Annotated in this window: 14 protein-coding genes; 10 read left to right on the top strand and 4 right to left on the bottom strand. The window is 37.2% G+C overall.

The window, feature by feature from the left end; all coding sequences use genetic code 11:
* The first annotated feature begins 257 nt into the window (after window positions 1-257).
* Both KMW37_RS22670 and KMW37_RS22675 read left to right on the top strand, forming a co-directional pair.
* Complete coding sequence (locus KMW37_RS22670) at window positions 258-554, top strand: GIY-YIG nuclease family protein (RefSeq protein ID WP_215226080.1); 297 nt, start codon at window positions 258-260, stop codon at window positions 552-554.
* 119 nt (window positions 555-673) lie between these two features.
* On the top strand, window positions 674-907 hold the full coding sequence (locus tag KMW37_RS22675; RefSeq protein ID WP_215226081.1) for a GIY-YIG nuclease family protein: 234 nt from the start codon (window positions 674-676) through the stop codon (window positions 905-907).
* 139 nt (window positions 908-1,046) lie between these two features.
* On the opposite strand, the gene KMW37_RS18175 is transcribed toward KMW37_RS22675, so the two are convergent.
* Together KMW37_RS18175 and KMW37_RS18180 are read right to left on the bottom strand one after the other, a co-directional pair.
* Window positions 1,047-1,637 carry a hypothetical protein gene (locus tag KMW37_RS18175; protein ID WP_215226082.1) on the bottom strand — a complete coding sequence of 197 codons (591 nt, stop codon included), beginning with the start codon at window positions 1,635-1,637 and terminating at the stop codon, window positions 1,047-1,049.
* Between the two features lie 32 nt (window positions 1,638-1,669).
* Window positions 1,670-2,212: a DUF4136 domain-containing protein gene (locus KMW37_RS18180; RefSeq protein ID WP_215226083.1), complete on the bottom strand. Its 543-nt coding sequence runs from the start codon at window positions 2,210-2,212 to the stop codon at window positions 1,670-1,672.
* A 438-nt stretch (window positions 2,213-2,650) separates the two neighbouring features.
* Between KMW37_RS18180 and KMW37_RS18185 the strand changes: the two genes are divergently transcribed.
* The gene (locus tag KMW37_RS18185; RefSeq protein ID WP_215226084.1) at window positions 2,651-5,128 is read left to right on the top strand and encodes a PIG-L family deacetylase; all 2,478 of its coding nucleotides are present in this window, start codon (window positions 2,651-2,653) and stop codon (window positions 5,126-5,128) included.
* A gap of 93 nt (window positions 5,129-5,221) precedes the next feature.
* Window positions 5,222-6,928 (top strand): sodium:solute symporter family transporter, encoded by a 1,707-nt coding sequence (locus KMW37_RS18190; protein WP_215226085.1) that lies wholly within the window; start codon window positions 5,222-5,224, stop codon window positions 6,926-6,928.
* Between the two features lie 82 nt (window positions 6,929-7,010).
* Here the strand turns inward: KMW37_RS18190 and KMW37_RS18195 are convergent, their stop codons facing one another.
* Window positions 7,011-7,862, bottom strand: a complete 852-nt coding sequence (locus KMW37_RS18195) for a DUF2911 domain-containing protein (RefSeq protein ID WP_215226086.1) — start codon at window positions 7,860-7,862, stop codon at window positions 7,011-7,013.
* Between the two features lie 93 nt (window positions 7,863-7,955).
* Between KMW37_RS18195 and KMW37_RS18200 the strand changes: the two genes are divergently transcribed.
* Genes KMW37_RS18200 through KMW37_RS18210 form a run of 3 tightly spaced genes read left to right on the top strand, consistent with a single transcriptional unit; the run spans window position 7,956 to window position 10,342 of the window.
* Window positions 7,956-8,567, top strand: coding sequence for a DNA-3-methyladenine glycosylase (locus tag KMW37_RS18200; protein ID WP_215226087.1), 612 nt, complete (start codon window positions 7,956-7,958; stop codon window positions 8,565-8,567).
* Window positions 8,568-9,488: a 2-hydroxyacid dehydrogenase gene (locus tag KMW37_RS18205; RefSeq protein WP_215226088.1), complete on the top strand. Its 921-nt coding sequence runs from the start codon at window positions 8,568-8,570 to the stop codon at window positions 9,486-9,488.
* 20 nt (window positions 9,489-9,508) lie between these two features.
* On the top strand, window positions 9,509-10,342 hold the full coding sequence (locus tag KMW37_RS18210; protein ID WP_215226089.1) for a universal stress protein: 834 nt from the start codon (window positions 9,509-9,511) through the stop codon (window positions 10,340-10,342).
* On the opposite strand, the gene KMW37_RS18215 is transcribed toward KMW37_RS18210, so the two are convergent.
* On the bottom strand, window positions 10,343-11,077 hold the full coding sequence (locus KMW37_RS18215) for a tetratricopeptide repeat protein (RefSeq protein ID WP_215226090.1): 735 nt from the start codon (window positions 11,075-11,077) through the stop codon (window positions 10,343-10,345). It abuts the gene before it with no gap.
* 219 nt (window positions 11,078-11,296) lie between these two features.
* Between KMW37_RS18215 and holA the strand changes: the two genes are divergently transcribed.
* From holA to KMW37_RS18230, 3 genes are read left to right on the top strand one after another with little or no spacing between them, the layout of a single operon-like run.
* On the top strand, window positions 11,297-12,319 hold the full coding sequence (holA, locus tag KMW37_RS18220; RefSeq protein WP_215226091.1) for a DNA polymerase III subunit delta: 1,023 nt from the start codon (window positions 11,297-11,299) through the stop codon (window positions 12,317-12,319).
* A 15-nt stretch (window positions 12,320-12,334) separates the two neighbouring features.
* A complete protein-coding gene (locus KMW37_RS18225) occupies window positions 12,335-15,322 on the top strand; it encodes a tetratricopeptide repeat protein (protein ID WP_215226092.1) in 2,988 nt (995 codons plus the stop codon).
* A 30-nt stretch (window positions 15,323-15,352) separates the two neighbouring features.
* Window positions 15,353-17,041: a TonB-dependent receptor domain-containing protein gene (locus KMW37_RS18230; protein ID WP_215226093.1), complete on the top strand. Its 1,689-nt coding sequence runs from the start codon at window positions 15,353-15,355 to the stop codon at window positions 17,039-17,041.
* The last annotated feature ends 64 nt before the right edge of the window (window positions 17,042-17,105 follow it).

Here is a 17,105-nt window from a genome sequence, read left to right on the forward strand (position 1 = left end):
AGTTTGACTTGTACTTCTGAATCTCAGGCTAGATCGATAGAAAGACATTTAAAAAAGAATAAGTCCAGGAAATATTTATCTAACCTAAAAAAGTACGAAGCCATTGGACGAAGGCTCTTGGAGCAATACAAAGATTAGCCTCCTTATCCCGATGGCTATCGGGATGGTAGAGCATTCCGATAGTTATCGGAAAGGTCGTTGGTTCGATCCCGACAGGAGGCTCAAAAGGACAGTTCAAAAGCTGTCCTTTTTTTGTTATGTCAATTTTTAAGGTTTACATATTGTACTCAAAATCCATTGATACTTTTTATTACATTGGTTTCAGCAGTGATCTATCCCAACGAATAGATCAGCATAGGGAGCATGGTATTAAAGGGAGTTTTACCAATAGGGCCGAAGATTGGGAATTGTATTTAAGTTTGACTTGTACTTCTGAATCTCAGGCTAGATCGATAGAAAGACATTTAAAAAAGAATAAGTCCAGGAAATATTTATCTAACCTAAAAAAGTACGAAGCCATTGGACGAAGGCTCTTGGAGCAATACAAAGATTAGCCTCCTTATCCCGATGGCTATCGGGATGGTAGAGCATTCCGATAGTTATCGGAAAGGTCGTTGGTTCGATCCCGACAGGAGGCTCAAAAGGACAGTTCAAAAGCTGTCCTTTTTTTGTTATGTCAATTTTTAAGGTTTACATATTGTACTCAAAATCCATTGATACTTTTTATTACATTGGTTTCAGCAGTGATCTATCCCAACGAATAGATCAGCATAGGGAGCATGGTATTAAAGGAAGTTTTACCAATAGGGCCGAAGATTGGGAATTGTATTTTAGTTTGAGTTGTAGATCAGAAGACTATGATGGTCAAATAGGACTATTTAGTTCAATAATCCCCTCAAGTTATTAAAAAATTGGACAATCATTAAAAAGAGTAAAGGTGAAGAGGATGAAGGAAGAAGAGGCTGCCTTAAATTGATGTGTCATTGTGATCCTGCCTACCTCGGGATGACGGATTTACTTATTACAAGACAGCCTCTTCTAAGGAATTAATTTGCTGGAGGTAGGAATCCATCCTCTCTCATTTGCTTATAAGATTCATTGAGAATGTTCTTTACCGTTTTTTCAACAGAACTTGGGTTTACGGTTGAGCTGATACCAGACCATACCAATTCATTTTTTTCTAAAGAGTATAAGCTTACTTCGATTAGATAATTAGTGTTTTCTTGATAATAGCCTGGGTCGTAGTAGCCACCCCAATAATAACTATACCTGCCATAATATCCACCTGTATAGGAACCCGGAACATAATTCTGGGTTTTTTCCTTGTCCACTAGTTTTAGAATCAAAACCCCATCAATATTTTGATCTTTCAAGATATTGCCACTTTTTTCTTTGTCCATGGATACTTCCTTATTATTGAGGACTTGATATGATGGAACAAAAATTGAATTTTCTCTTGCTAGTTCATCTTCAGCTTGCCTTCTTGATGATTCAGTACTGGCCATTACTACAGCTAAAATTTTTGAAAATTTGGTGTTTTCCATATTGGCACCGGGTTCTTTCCAAGAACTTACGATTGAAGTGCTGCTTGAACAACTCATCATTAGTATCAGAAACAAAATCCATAAGTTTTTCATAATCTATTAAGGTTAGTTGTTGAAAGAATTTTTTATTGGTCTAAATCAGATAATAATTTCTTGGTCCCTTCTTTGAGGTCTTTATAGGCTCTGTTGTCGTTTTTGGTAATAACTCCTTCAGCAATACCTTGCCACATTAAGTTTTCTGACTTTGCATCTACTAAGTCTAAAGTAAATGTTCCCTCATTATACCTTCCAACTTCAACTTCCTGGACTTCCCAATGGTAATTTCTTTGTCCAACATAGGTAGGGGGATCACTTCTAAGGTCAGTTTCTCTTGTTTGTACTTTTTCTTCTAGTACTATGCCAATGTTAACAAGGAGATCAGGAGATATTGTATCTCTTTTCAAGCCAAATTCGCTAAATTTTTCAGCTATGGCTTCTTTGATCCAATCTACCCGTTTTTCAAATTCAGGCATTTCGTCGATTTCAAGGTCTGTTTGATAAAAATCAAAACTTTCATAATTATTGATATTAAAGTTCTCATCTGAAGTAGTGTCAATGACCTTTCCTGCAGAGCAGCTACTGAACAAATAAATTAGAGTAGCGATGGCAAATAGACTTTGTTTATTCATAATATTTTAGTTTGAAACTTGGTAAACAAATGTGACAGGACTTTTATGGTTTGCGGTATTGATATCAATGTTTTCCCAAATAAAATCTGTAGTGGCCATTGATAAATAAATTAAGGTTTATCAGTTATGTATTACCTAAAAATACGAATAAAACTAGCTGGTGATTGAATTAATAAACTTGATATGCAAAATATTCATTAATAATTTGGTAAAAATTGGCAGGGTCAATTTTGTTTATCTAATTTTTGAGGAGCTTAATGTTTTTTAATTCTCTTTAGACACATCCCAATCGCAGATGTCAGTTTCAAAATTTAGTTTTAATGACATGATTGTCCTGTTCTGAGAAGCCCCAAACCTTTGTTGGCAATACCACTTGTATAAAAGTGTTTTATCATATTTAATGGTTATTTTAGATTCGTTTTTATAAGACCATACCCTATGAAGCTAAAAATACGATTACTATTTTCTTTTATCTTGATTTCTGTTTTCGGGCAAGCAGCTGCCGAAAAGATAATACCTCAACCTTCTTCTTATATTTTCCATCAATTATTAAGGTTAAATGAAACCAAAAGGGTGTTATATATTGCTGCTCACCCAGATGATGAAAATACAAGGTTGATAGCCTATTTAGGAAATAAAGAACATGTTCAGGTGGGGTATTTATCTCTCACAAGGGGGGACGGAGGTCAGAACCTTATCGGAAAAGAATTGGGTGTTGAATTGGGCATGATAAGAACCCAAGAACTTTTAAAGGCAAGGGAGACTGATGGTGGCCAACAGTTTTTTTCCAGGGCAATTGATTTTGGCTACAGTAAGAACCCCACTGAAACCCTGAATAATTGGGATAAGGAAAAATTGCTTTCAGATGTTGTTTGGGTGATCAGGAATTACCAGCCTGACATTATTATCAACAGATTCAATACCATTCCTGGAACCACTCATGGTCATCATACTACTTCTGCCATTTTATCCACTGAAGCTTTTAGGGCTGCTGCAGATCCAAAGGTCTTTCCTGAGCAATTAGATAAAGTTGGTGTTTGGGAAACCAAAAGGGTATTTTGGAATGCATATAGTTGGGGGAGGCCCTATGAGCCAGGCAATGAAGCAGTTTATCATTCTTTTCCCGTAGGTGAATACAATGATCTTTTGGGTACAACTTACGCTCAGATAGCTGCTGATAGCAGAACCATGCACAAATCTCAGGGCTTTGGTTCAACAGCTTCTATAGGTGATTCTGAAGATATAATAGAATTGGTCGATGGAGAAGATTTTAAAAATGATCCCTTTGAAGGTGTAGAAAGCCGATGGGGTAAAATCACAAATGGTAAAGAAATTCAGGTAGCATTAAATAAGGCAATAACAGATTTTGATTTTGTTCATTTAGATAATAATCTTTCCAATCTACTCAAGATAAAAGAACTATTGGATAAAGTCAAAAGTGAAGGAAAGTGGATTAAAGAGAAAAAAGAGCTTATTGATGAGATAGTTGTGAATGCGCTTGGGCTGAAAATGGAACTTTTAGCAGACAAACAAGAGGCATTTGTAGGAGAAAAGGTAAATGCAACCTTTGTTTTTAATAACCCATCTACGATTCCAGTAAAGGTGAACAAAATTGATGTTCAGGACGGAAATCATGATTTGAATACAACAGTTTTAGATAATGAGGTGTTGAGGGAAAGAATGCAAATGTCTTTTGACGCGAGTAGCAGGGTTTCTCAGCCTTATTGGATAGAAAATGAACCAGAAGGCAAGCTTTATGATGTTACAGATCAATGTAAGATTGGAATGGCCTTCAATAAACCAACAGTTACAGCTAAGGTCAGTTTCAATATTGATGGACAGGAATTTCAGGTCGATGTTCCATTGAAATATAAATATAATGATCCTGTCGACGGGGAGATCAACCAACCATTTGTTTTAATTCCTGTCATTCAACTGAGTATTGAACAAGATCAAGTTTATGCCATTTCTGGCAAACCAGCCATTTTTAATATTAGTGTGAAATTTAACGATCAGCCTGTTTCTGGAAGACTGGAGCTGGCAGGTTTGCCTCAAAGTGCCTATAAAATTGTTAAGGAAGAGAGCAGTAAAAGTCCTAATGAAATTACTTATCAGGTCAGCATCAACGGGGATGCGAAAATCGGTAAAACCAGTATTACTGCTCGGTTTAAGACAGATGATGGGAGGACTTATGATCAAGGGATTAGGCATATTAATTATAAGCATATTCCAGACTTGACTTATTTTCCAAAGGCTAAGTTTGATTTGATTAAACTTGACCTGAAGATCAGCAATCAAAGGATCGCATATATTCCTGGAGCTGGAGATGATGTAGCCCAAGTATTACAGAATTTGGGTTATGCAGTGTCAATTTTAGAAAGTGGAAGTTTTGATGAAAAAAGACTATCCGGATTTTCAACTGTGATAGTAGGGATCAGGGCTTTCAATGTGAATGAACAATTGGTTGGTCAATTTGGTGAATTAATGAAATATGTTGAAAATGGGGGGAATTTGATTGTCCAATATAATACCACAGCTTCATTGATGACAGATCAGCTGGGACCCTATCCTTTTGATATTACCCGTAAAAGGGTGGCTGTTGAAAATTCACCTGTAATGGTGGATTTCAAAGCCCATTCGGTCTTGCAAGGGCCTAATCCTATAAGTATGGAGGACTTTGATGGTTGGGTACAAGAAAGAGGCTTGTACTTTCCGGATAATTGGGATAAGCAGTATGTTACTCCTATTACGATGAATGACCCAGGAGAAAGTGCAAGTAAGGGAAGCCTCCTTTTGGCCAAATACGGGAAAGGTACGTATACCTATTCAGGGATCTCATGGTTCAGGTTATTGCCTGCAGGAGTTCCTGGAGCAATTAAACTTTTTGTCAATCTAATAGAGCAAGGTAATGAATGAACCATCGGTAAACTGGAATAAATTATATGCCCTATTAATACTGGTCTTGGCCGGCTTGATACTTTTGTTTTATACCATTACCAAATATTATTCATGAGTTATCTTGACTGGATTGTCCTTTTTGGAACCTTGATGGCCATTATCGGTTATGGCGTATACAAAACCTATGGACCAAAGGATATGGACAGCTACCTGAAGGGTGGAAACGAACTTGGATGGTGGACTATAGGTTTGTCCATAATGGCCACTCAAGCTTCTGCTATTACCTTTTTGAGTACACCTGGACAGGCTTATCAAGATGGGATGCGGTTTGTACAGTTTTATTTTGGCTTGCCTATAGCTATGATAATCCTATCTATAACCTTTCTTCCTATATATTATAAGTTAAAGGTTTACACAGCTTATGAATTTTTGGAATCAAGGTTTGATTTAAAGACCAGAACACTTGCTGCCTTTTTGTTTTTGATCCAAAGGGGATTAGCAGCAGGAATAACTATTTATGGACCAGCCATAATTCTTTCTACTTTACTGAATTGGAACCTGACCTTTACCAATGTTTTTATTGGCTTGGTGGTGATAATTTATACAGTTTCAGGAGGTACCAAAGCTGTTTCCATAACGCAGAAACAACAAATGACCGTTATGATGGGTGGGATGATACTAGCAGGGATTTTGGTGATCAATATGCTACCTATTCCTTTCAATGATGCCATGCATGTGGCTGGAAAGATGGGGAAATTGAATATTGTCAACTTTGAGTTTGATTTGGGTGACAGGTATAATTTCTGGTCAGGTATTACTGGTGCTTTGTTCTTGTTCTTGTCTTATTTTGGCACTGATCAATCTCAGGTACAAAGGTACCTTAATGGGCGATCTTTGAAGGAAAGCCGGATGGGGCTAATTATGAATGGTTTTTTGAAAGTCCCCATGCAGTTCATCATCTTGTTTATTGGGGTAATGGTATTTGTGTTCTATCAATTTTACGAACCACCTATCTTCTTTAATAAGGTCCAGACAGAAAAATTGTCCAAAAGTGAATATAAGGATGATTTTCGCCAACTTGAAAAAGCCTATTCTGATGCGTTTGAAGAAAAGAATTCAGCCATATATTCCATGATTGAAGCGGAAAACTCAGGAGATGAAGGCAAGGTAGAAGAATTGAAAGTTCAAATAGACAAAAGCCAACAAAAGCAGGAAGCTATAAGAGGTGATGTAAAAGAGTTGATACTTAAAAATGAACCAAAAGCCGAAACCCGGGATACGGATTACGTGTTTATGCGTTTTGTAATGGATTATCTGCCTTCAGGTGTGGTGGGGCTTTTATTTGCAGTAATATTTTCAGCGGCTATGTCCAGTACTGCTTCAGAACTCAATGCTTTGGGATCTACATCCACTGTGGATATTTACAAACGTTCTATTAATAAAAACAAGTCAGAGAGGCATTATACGCTTTCGTCTAAATTACTCACTGCAGTTTGGGGAGTGTTTGCGATTCTTTTTGCTACATATGCAACATTGTTTGAAAACCTGATTCAAGCTGTGAATCTATTGGGCTCACTTTTTTACGGAACCATCCTAGGTATATTTCTAGTAGGGTTTTATATGAAATGGGTGAGGGGGAATGCGGTTTTTATAGCTGCATTAATTACGGAGGTGATCATATTATTGATCCATTGGAAAAATGGCAGTGAGTTTCTAGGTATAAGTATTGATATTGGCTATTTGTGGTACAATGCTATAGGTTGTCTGTTAGTAATGGGGCTTTCAGCAGTGATTCAGCTTTTCAATTCGAAGGACTAACTATCTAAGATTTATCACTTATCCATAAATAAAAAAGACCACGATCATCACAATCGTGGTCTTTTTTACTGAAAATAGCTTCTCATTTAATCGATTTGATCAATCTCTCATTGAGACCTACATAATCCATGTTTTTAGCTTCTCTGGCCATTTCACTTGAAAGGTTGGCACTTTCTATGGCTTCGTCTTTCATACCCAGTTTATCTTCTATTTTTGCCTTCAAATGCATGGTCCAATACTTGGGATCTGCTTCCACTGATTTTTCTATCCATTGGTGGGCAGTTTTCAAATCTTTGTCTTGGGAATAATAATAGGAGGCAGCTTGGTAAAGTAAGCCAGGGTTATCAGAATTTTGGTCAATAACCAAATCTTGAATTTGACTCATCACTACAGGCTCCACTTCAGTTTCAATATTAAAACTGATTGCTGTTTTTTCCCAGTTCAAGTTGAAGGCAGCTCCAGAATCTGTTAGTTTGTTGAAGCTGATTTCCATTGTTTCAAAATCTTCCCGGCTTTTCTGGGCTGGAACCGTAAATTTCAATACATCATTTTCTGCTGTGTAGCCAATGGATCCCCACAATTCAAGATTGTCCGAAAGAATAACAGTCCATTCCTTTTTATTTGGAATGGTATACAGTGCATAGGTGCCTGCAGGTAAATTTTTTCCTTCGATGATAACATCGGTATTGAAGGAAATCTTGGTGCTTGCATTGGCTCCGGTTCTCCAAACCTCTCCATAAGGAACCAAAGTTCCGAATATTTTTCGGCCCTTTACGCTTGGCCGACTATATTCAACCTTTACATCGGTTAAGCCTATTTTTTGGCTTATACTGGCCGCAGGACTTGCTTGTGGCATTTGGATTTGTTGTGCTAACGCCCCAAAAGTAGCACTGATGGTTAGTAGCAAAATGAAGATGCTGACTCTTAGCTTCATAGGTAATTTGAATTGGTTTAATTGTAAGAAGTAATATTAATGATTTTTTTATTTTGACTAAATTATAGATATTAAGGTGTTATAATATTAAGCATGAAAGATATTAAAATTCTTGCTAAAGAATTCTTTTTAGACAGGAATGTAACCGATATTGCCAAGGACCTTTTAGGTAAAATCATTGTTTCAGAGTTTAACGGAAAGATTACTACCGCTAGGATAGTGGAAACAGAGGCTTATGACGGAAACGTGGATAAAGCCTGTCATGCATTTCCAAATAAGCTAACGCCAAGAACCGCTGTAATGTTCAAAGAAGGTGGAAGAAGTTACGTTTATTTGTGTTATGGTATACATCATTTGTTGAATATTGTCACTCATGCTGAGGGGGATGCGAGAGCAGTACTGATAAGGGCCGTGGAACCAATTTCCGGGATTGATATTATGCATGAGAGAAGAAAAGTGAAAAATAACCGTGACCTGACCAATGGTCCAGGGAAGTTGACCAAAGCGCTGGGAATTACTTCAGAAGATAATGATGTAAATCTATTTAACCAAGAATCAGGCCTTTGGATAGGATATAAGGAAGAAGGATATGATGATTTTGAGATTATTACTACCCAAAGAATAGGTGTAGATTATGCAGAAGAAGATGCTTTATTGCCTTGGCGGTTTTATATTAAGAACAATCCATATATCAGTAAAAAATAAATGAGCTTAGCAATTATTTCCCCGAGCAGGGATGTTAGTCCTTGGATAGAAATATTTAAAAAGGAATCACCAGAAATTCCATTGGAGATATATCCTGATATCCAAGAACCTGATAAAGTAGAGGTAGCCATGGTTTGGCAACATCCAAAGGGCTCTTTATCCCAATTCAAAAAATTGAAAATCATTTGCTCTATGGGGGCGGGGGTGGATCATATTTTGGGAGATGAAACAATTGACAAGACCATTCCTATCTGCAGAATAGTGGATCCTATGTTGACTTTTTCAATGACCAATTATGTGGTGATGGGAGTACTCAATTATCACCGTCAAATTCAGCGGTTTTTGGCTGATAAGGAAAAGCAAAAATGGGATATGAGCCAGCCTGAACTGCCGGTTAAAATTGGTGTGTTGGGAGTTGGTGAGCTGGGGGGAGATGTCTTGGATAAATTGGACTATATGGGATTTGAGGTGTTTGGTTATGGAAACAGACCAAAGGATAATTTTAAATTCCCCTATTTTTTTGGTGATCAATTGGGAGATTTTCTCAAGGAAATCAATGTGATGATTTGTTTATTGCCCTTAACGCCAAAAACTGAGGGTTTTTTAAATACAGAATTATTTAAGCAATGTAACAAAGGGACGTATTTGATCAATGTGGCAAGAGGTCAACACCTGGTTGAGGAAGATTTAATCCCTGCCATAGATAAAGGATGGCTTTCAGGAGCATTATTGGATGTCTTCAGAAAAGAACCTTTACCTGAGGGACATGATTTTTGGAAACATCCTAAAATCACCTTTACCCCTCATATTGCAAGCGTAACCAACCCTAAGGCTGCTGCTCCCCAAATAATTGATAATTATCTTAGGCAGAAGGAGAATAGACCACTGATCAATCAAATTGATCGTGAAAGAGGTTATTAATAAATAAACCCTAATTTATAATGAGTACTTTTAAAATTTTATGTCCAACTGATTTTTCGGAATGTTCCTTAAATGCAATTGAGTACGCGGCAAAAATTGCCGAAAAATATCATGCAGATTTAATCCTATTTCATGTTCCCGACATGGACGACTATAAAAAGCTCTTCCGAACGCCAAAGGAGGAATTATGGGAGTTTGTGCAAAAAAAGATGGATAACCTGGTCAATGAAGTGCTTCTTGAATGTTCGGATAAAGGCATAAATTCGTGTAGGGCTGAAATTAGAGAAGGAAAGACTGTTCCTGTAATAATTGATTATGCTGAGGAGAACAATATCGACTTGATCATTATGGGAACAGAAGGGGTCAATGATATTAAAACCAATTTCATTGGGTCCAGGTCTAGCCAGGTGATTGACAAAGTGGATAGAGATGTACTGATCGTGCCCCGAAAAGTGTTTTTTAAGCCTCCTAGAAAATTCGTTTATGCGACTGATTATGTAGAGGAAGATAAATTAGCCATTCAAAAAGTGGTGGAAATGGCAGGGCATTTTGATAGTGAAATTGATATTGTTCATGTAGGAACAAAAAGTAAAATCATTGATAAGGCCTTGCATCAAACGATGGTGGAAGAGATCAAACCATTTATTCGTTATGAAAAAATGAGTTATGTGCTTAAGACATATCGTGATGAACCTGGTTTAGGTCTTGAGAATTATTTGATTGTAGCCAAAGGAGATATTTTGGTTACACTTAGCAAGAAAAAAAGCTGGTTTGACCAGCTTTTTACAAGTAATCTATCCAGAAAGATGTCTTATTTCATCAATAAACCGTTAATGGTGATCAAAAGGGTCTAATCATTTTTTACCTCCAAATTTTGATTTGATAAAGTTATAAAACTCAGTTCTGGTACTTTTATCACCTAGTACTTTCGCTACAGTTTTCCAGTAGTCTTTAAATGAAAGTGAGTTTTCAGCCTTTTCTTCTTCTATTGGAGAGGAAGGAGTAGATGGTGCGGATTCTTTTGCGGGCAATTCAGTATTATCTTTTTCCTTGGGAGCTGCGGTGCTTTTATATTCTTTAGGTTGATAACCGATAAGGTTGTCGGCCTTGTCAAAGCTTTCTTTTGACCGCTTTTTATAGCCTAGTTTTTCTTCTACAATGCCTTTATTATTATAGGAAACAGCATCCTCAGGGTCTAGCTCAATGGCCTTTTCATAATCAGCAATGGCCCCTTCCAAATCCCCCGCACGGTCTTTTAGGAAGGCACGGCTTGAATATCTATATGGGTTCTTTGGATCAAGGTTCAGGGCCCGGTCCAATTCCTTCAAAGCTTCATCATTCCTTTGCATCAAATGGAGTACCACAGCCCTGTCACTAATATAATCCGGATTAAAATTATCCACTTCAATGAGTTGGTTGAAATCGGTCAATGAAGCCTCAAGTTTCCCTAGTCTGGAAAGGATTCGCCCTCTATGAAGTAGTAAAACCGGCTCTTTGGGGCTTTGAATGATCAGTTGATCAAAAATTACCAATGCCTCTTCAAATTTACCTTCTTTATAATAGGAGATACCCTGATTAATATCACTCACGATGTATTTGTTTAATTTATTTGCTTCAAAATTAATAACATTATACTTAACAGGCTATGTCCCGAAGAAGTTTATTCAGCTCAGAAATTCCTTACTTATTTTATTGGATTGAATTCAGTGAGATTGACTTTTGGTCAGTCGCTAAATATCACAGGATAATGACCATATATTATTCCTATCATGCCAATAATTTCTATATTTGAGTAGAAATATAGAATTATGCCAAACCAACCTGAAGCAGTCTTAAAGGAGTTGAAAAGCGGGAAATATGCTCCCGTTTATTTTTTACAGGGAGACGAGCCTTATTTTATAGACCAGATTACCAATTATATCGAGAAGCATGCCATTCCTGAGCATGAAAAAGGATTCAATCAAATCATGATGTATGGGAAGGACGCTAGCATGAACCAAGTGTTGACCAATGCCCGGCGGTTTCCCATGATGGCTGAGCGACAGGTAGTCATTGTAAAAGAAGCGCAGAATTTACCTGATTTGGGAAAGGAAGCAGGGGACAGCCTGTTGATAAATTACCTTTCTAATCCACTGCCGAGTACTATTTTGGTTTTTGCCCATAAATATAAAGTCCTTGATGGAAGAAAAGCCTTGGCCAAGGATTTGGATAAGAAAGCAGTCTTGGTGAAATCTGACAAGGTTCCTGAATACAAACTTTCGCCGTGGATCGATGGATATCTTAAGAGTAAGGATTTTACCATTGAGCCTAAGGCCTGCCAGATCATTGCTGAATCTATTGGTAATAACCTTGAGGTGTTGACCAATGAAATTGATAAGATGTTGATCAATTTCAGTGAGCCTATTCAGATCAATAGCAATCATATCCAGCAATATATTGGGATCAATAAAGACTATAATAATTTTGAGCTAACCAAGGCATTAAGCTTCAGGGATGTTTTAAAGGCCAATAAAATCATTAACCATTTCAGTCAAAATCCTAAGTCAAATCCTCTGATTCCGATAATAGCCCTGTTATACCTGCATTTTTCGAGACTTTTATTGGTGCATTCCAACAGGAAATTAGGGGAAAGGGAGCTTGTCGGTAAACTGAAAGTCAATCCTTTTTTTATGAAAGAATACATGATTGCCTCTAAAAATTACCCAATAGGCAAGGTTATTGATAATATAGGATATTTGAAAGAAGCAGATCTACGTTCTAAGGGTATAGATGCCAACGGGATGAGTGAGGCAGAAATTCTTAAAGAACTCATATTCAAATTGATGCACTAGTTTGCGAACTTTACCATGAGAAAAATATTATTACTGTTGCTGACCACAGGCTGTATTTATCAAGTCAATGCCCAATCAGGCTTGTACCAAAAAGGACTCGATAAAAAGATAGATGATGCCTTTGAGCTTTTTGATAAACACCAATACAGTGCTTCAAAACTGGAGTTTGAAAACTTAAAAGAGGAAAATCTCAGCCCTTCCCAGCGCATTGATGTTGAATATTATCATGCAGTTTCCGCTTTAAGGACAGATAATCCTGACGGCCCTTCTCTTGTAGAAAATATCACCAATAATTATCCTACAGACCCTAAGGCCAATGAAGCAGCTTTTTTGCTAGGGGATTATTATTTTGAAAAGCGACATTATAAAGATGCCATCTTACAATACAATAAGGTAAACGTCAATGTGGTGAGTTTGGAGGATCGATCCAAAGTTTACTTTAAGACTGGATACGCTTATTTTCAGTTGAAAGACTATGCCAATGCGGCGAGATATTTTGATCCTGTTAAGAAGATGCAGACCTCATACACTGCAGATGGATTTTATTATGGCGGTTATGTAGCACTTCAGCAAGGGAAGTATGATCAGGCGATTGCCGATTTCAAACAAGCAGATAGATATCAAGTCTATCAAAGTAAGGTCCCTTACATGCTTTCTGAACTTTATTATAGACAAAAGCAATATGATGAGCTAATCGCCTATGCCACTCCAATAACCCAATCCAGAAACAATTTGGATCGAAAAGGAGGAATTTACCTTTTGTTGGCCGAAGCTTATTTTGAAAGAAGGGACTTTACCAATGCTGCTACCTATTACGATGCTTTTACAAAAGCAGGCGGCGGGGAGATGAGCAGAGAGCAAATGTATAAGGCTGGTGTAGCCCAGTTTAAAGTGCAGAAATATCAGGAAGCGACGAATTACTTTAAGAAAGTTGCATTGGAAAAGGACCGATTGGGACAGGTTTCCAGCTATTATCTGGGTCATTCTTATTTGAAGTTAAACAATCCTCAATTTGCATCAACCAGCTTCAATGCTGCCTATAAAAGCAATTACGATGCGGCCATTCAGGAAGAATCATTATTTAATTATGCCAAGTTAAGCTTGGAGAAAGGCAGTTTTCAAGAAGCAGTGAATGCTCTGGACAATTACCTAGATAAATATCCGAATGGTGCCAACAGGGCAGAAGCAGAAAATTTACTAAGTGATGCCTTGATCAATACCAATAATTATTTGAGGGCAATTACTCATATAGAGGGAATGCAGAACAAATCTCCTAGGATCAGGGCTGCTTACCAAAAGGTAACTTATTTTCAAGGAGTGACTTATTATAGAAATAAGCAATATAAAAATGCCATTACCTATTTTGACAAGTCGATAAGTTATCCGATCGACAAAACCATTGTGCATGAAGCTTTTTATTGGAAAGCGGAAGCTTATGCTGCTGCAGGTAATTTGAGTCAGGCCATTCAAGCTTATGAGCAGGTAACCAATATGCGATTGACTTCATTAGATCCTGCTTTGATCCGAAGCTACTATGGTTTGGGATATGCCTATTTCAATACCAAGCAATACGCTAAGGCTGAAAAGCAATTCAATAATTATATTAGGCAGATCAAGAAAACTGATATCAAAGGCTATTATGATGATGCTTTGATAAGACTTGGTGACACTTATTATATCCAAAAGAAATTTGATGACGCATTGAGCACTTTTAGAAGGGCTATTACTGAAAGGAATCAATCAGAGGATTATGCTTATTATATGGCAGGTGTCGTGCTTAATTTCCAAAATAGAAACAGAGAGGCGATAGCGGAGTTGGATAAAGCAATAAGCAAATATCCAAATAGCCTTTACAGGGATGATGTGATTTTTCAAAAGGCCCAGATCAATATGGAGGAGTCTAATTATCAAGCGGCCAGGACTGGATTTTCAACATTGATTGACCAAAGTCCGAATAGTCCATTTGTACCTTTTGCTTTGGAAAGTAGGGCTATTGCCAATTATTCTTTGAAAAATTATGATCAGACCATCAATGATTACCAAAGAATCCTGAACAGATATCCTAATTCAAGTAATGCAGATGCGGCCTTGGTGGGATTACAGGAGGCACTTTCCCTTCAAGGAAGATCAGGTGAATTTTCCAATTACCTTTCCGAATACAAGAAAGCCAATCCAAGTAATGAAAGTCTGCAAAGTGTGGAATTTGAATCGGCAAAAAACCTGTTCTTTAGCCAGTCTTATCAGCAAGCTGTACAGGCTTTTGATAATTTCTTGAAAAGTTATCCTAATTCTGGGAATAAACAGGAAGCCTATTTCTTCATGGGTGACGCCTATTACCGTTCTGGCCAAAAGGAAAAAGCCTTGGCTACTTTCTATGAGTTGGAAAAAATGGGAGCTTCTACCCATAGATCAAAGGCTATACAAAAAATTGCAGAAATTGAGCTTGAGAATAAGCAATACAGAAAAGCAATCCCATATTTCTTAAGCAGTGCAAAAGCTGCAAGGGACAGGATTGAAGAATATGAAGCATTCAAAGGTTTGATGACTTCCTATTATGAAATTGACAATTTTGATTCTGCTAGCTTCTTTGCAGACAAAGTCATTGCATTGGGGGACATCACCACAGACGCCAAGTCAAATGCTCAATTAATCAAGGCCAAATCACTGATTAAAACTGGCAATACAGCAGGAGCACAGGATGAATTGATGGTGTTGATCAATGAAAGTGAATCCATTCAGGGAGCAGAGGCGCTTTTCTTGTTGGCCACTTCATTAAATGAAGCCGGGAATTATACCCAATCAAATGAAACTATATTTAGTTTCTCAAATAAATATGCTGTTTATGATTATTGGTATGGAAAATGCTTCTTGCTTCTAGCTCAAAACTACCTTGCTTTGAATGAAAACTTCCAGGCAAAAGCCACCTTGGAGTCTATCGTTGAGAATTCTGAAAATCAGGAAATTAAGAAAGAAGCCCAAGAATTGTTAGGCACAATTCAATAATTTTTGCTTGAATAAACTGTTGAAATAGAGATGAATAAATCGTTGATAATTATATGTTTATTGTTTTTGGGAAATGCCTCTTGGGCGATTGCTCAGGACAATAAGGGCAGTGAACGTGGTGAGGTCACCAATGCGGAATTTGTCATTAGAAAAGACCGTGTTTTGAGCTTGCCCACAAGACCTAGAAATTTTGAAAGTGCGCCAAATATACCACAGCCAGAAGGATTGGGGAATTTCAATTATGATGTAAGGGATTTCTTCTTCACTTTGGATCCAAGTATTTCTGAGTTGAAGCCCTATCAAAAAAGATTTCCCTCCACTACTCAAGCCCTTAATCACGGTTTGGTAAAATTGGGTTATGGTAATTATCAATCACCTTTGGCTGAGCTTCATATTAATAATGTCGAAAGTGATTACCTTAACTTCGGTGTTTTTCTAAAGCATCAGGGGTTCTACGAAGGTCCAGTAGATAAGGAAAACTCTGCAGAGGATCATACCAATGTCCGTTTGAGCGCAAGTTATTTTACCGAATTTTTTGAAGTTTTTGGTAAGCTAGGATATGACAGGGATAGATACCATTTTTATGGATATACACCGGGTACAGAGGTTACAGCAGATGAAATCCAACAGTTGTTCCATAGCATTTATGGGCAAGCAGGAATCAGGAATATTGAAAAGGACGATCCGCTTAACTACGAGTTGAAACTGGGAGCAAGACTTTTCAATGATGACTATGATGCTAGGGAGCATGAAATTAATTTTTCTGGAAAAACCTATTATAATTTCAATGATGAAACTAAGGCAGGAGTTAATCTAGAAGCTTTATTAACTTCTCCTTCAGATATTACCTATTCAGATATAAACAGGAATTATGTGAAATTCTCGCCTTATGTGAAATATCAAAATGAAAGTTTTGAAGTTAAGGCTGGAGCTAATTTGGTAGTGGAGAATGATGTTTATGCGGATAAAGGCAATGATTTTCATGTTTTTCCAAGCATTGAAGCGAGTTATAATCTGCAAGAGGAATTTGCATTGTATGCTAGCTATATAGGTGATGTCAAGAGAAATACCTATTATAGTTTTGCTATGGAAAACCCTTATTTAGGTCCAAGTGATCAGTTGCTGAATACCATACAAAAATTTAAGGCTGAAGGTGGAATCAGGGGTAGTGTTGAAGACGCTTTTACTTATAAGTTAGGAGTTGCCTATGGAGATTATGAAAATATGCACTTCTACGGAAATAGTATGAATGATAGCACTAGGTTCCAAATCGTTTATGATGATACTCAGGTATTAAACTATACGGGTTCATTGGTATATAGCTTTGGAAGCCAATATCAAATCAATGCTTCTGCCAATTATTATCATTATATATTTGATGATGAGCAAAATGTAGATATCGAAAGAGGTGCTTGGCAAAAACCAAAGTGGGAAATCAATGTGCACAATACCTTTACGCCAGATGAAAAGTGGTTGCTTCAGGCAGGACTAGATATGATGGGAGGAATAGATGTGATTAACTTTATGGGGGCTGATGCTGATAACACAGCTACACTTAGCCCGATCATTGATTTGAATGCTAAAGTCGATTATAAGATCACGGACAGGTTTTCAGTATTTGCCCAAGGTAATAATTTGTTGAACCAGAAAAATGAAAGATATTGGAATTATCAATCCCGTGGAATTCAAGGGATTGGTGGTTTAACCTTTAAGTTTTAACTTGAATTAAAGCAAAAATTGAAGCGTAATTATTACCTACAGCTTTATTGAGTAATTGCAGGTT

The sequence above is a fragment of the Echinicola shivajiensis genome (assembly GCF_018642165.1).
Taxonomy (GTDB): Bacteria; Bacteroidota; Bacteroidia; order Cytophagales; family Cyclobacteriaceae; genus Echinicola; species Echinicola shivajiensis.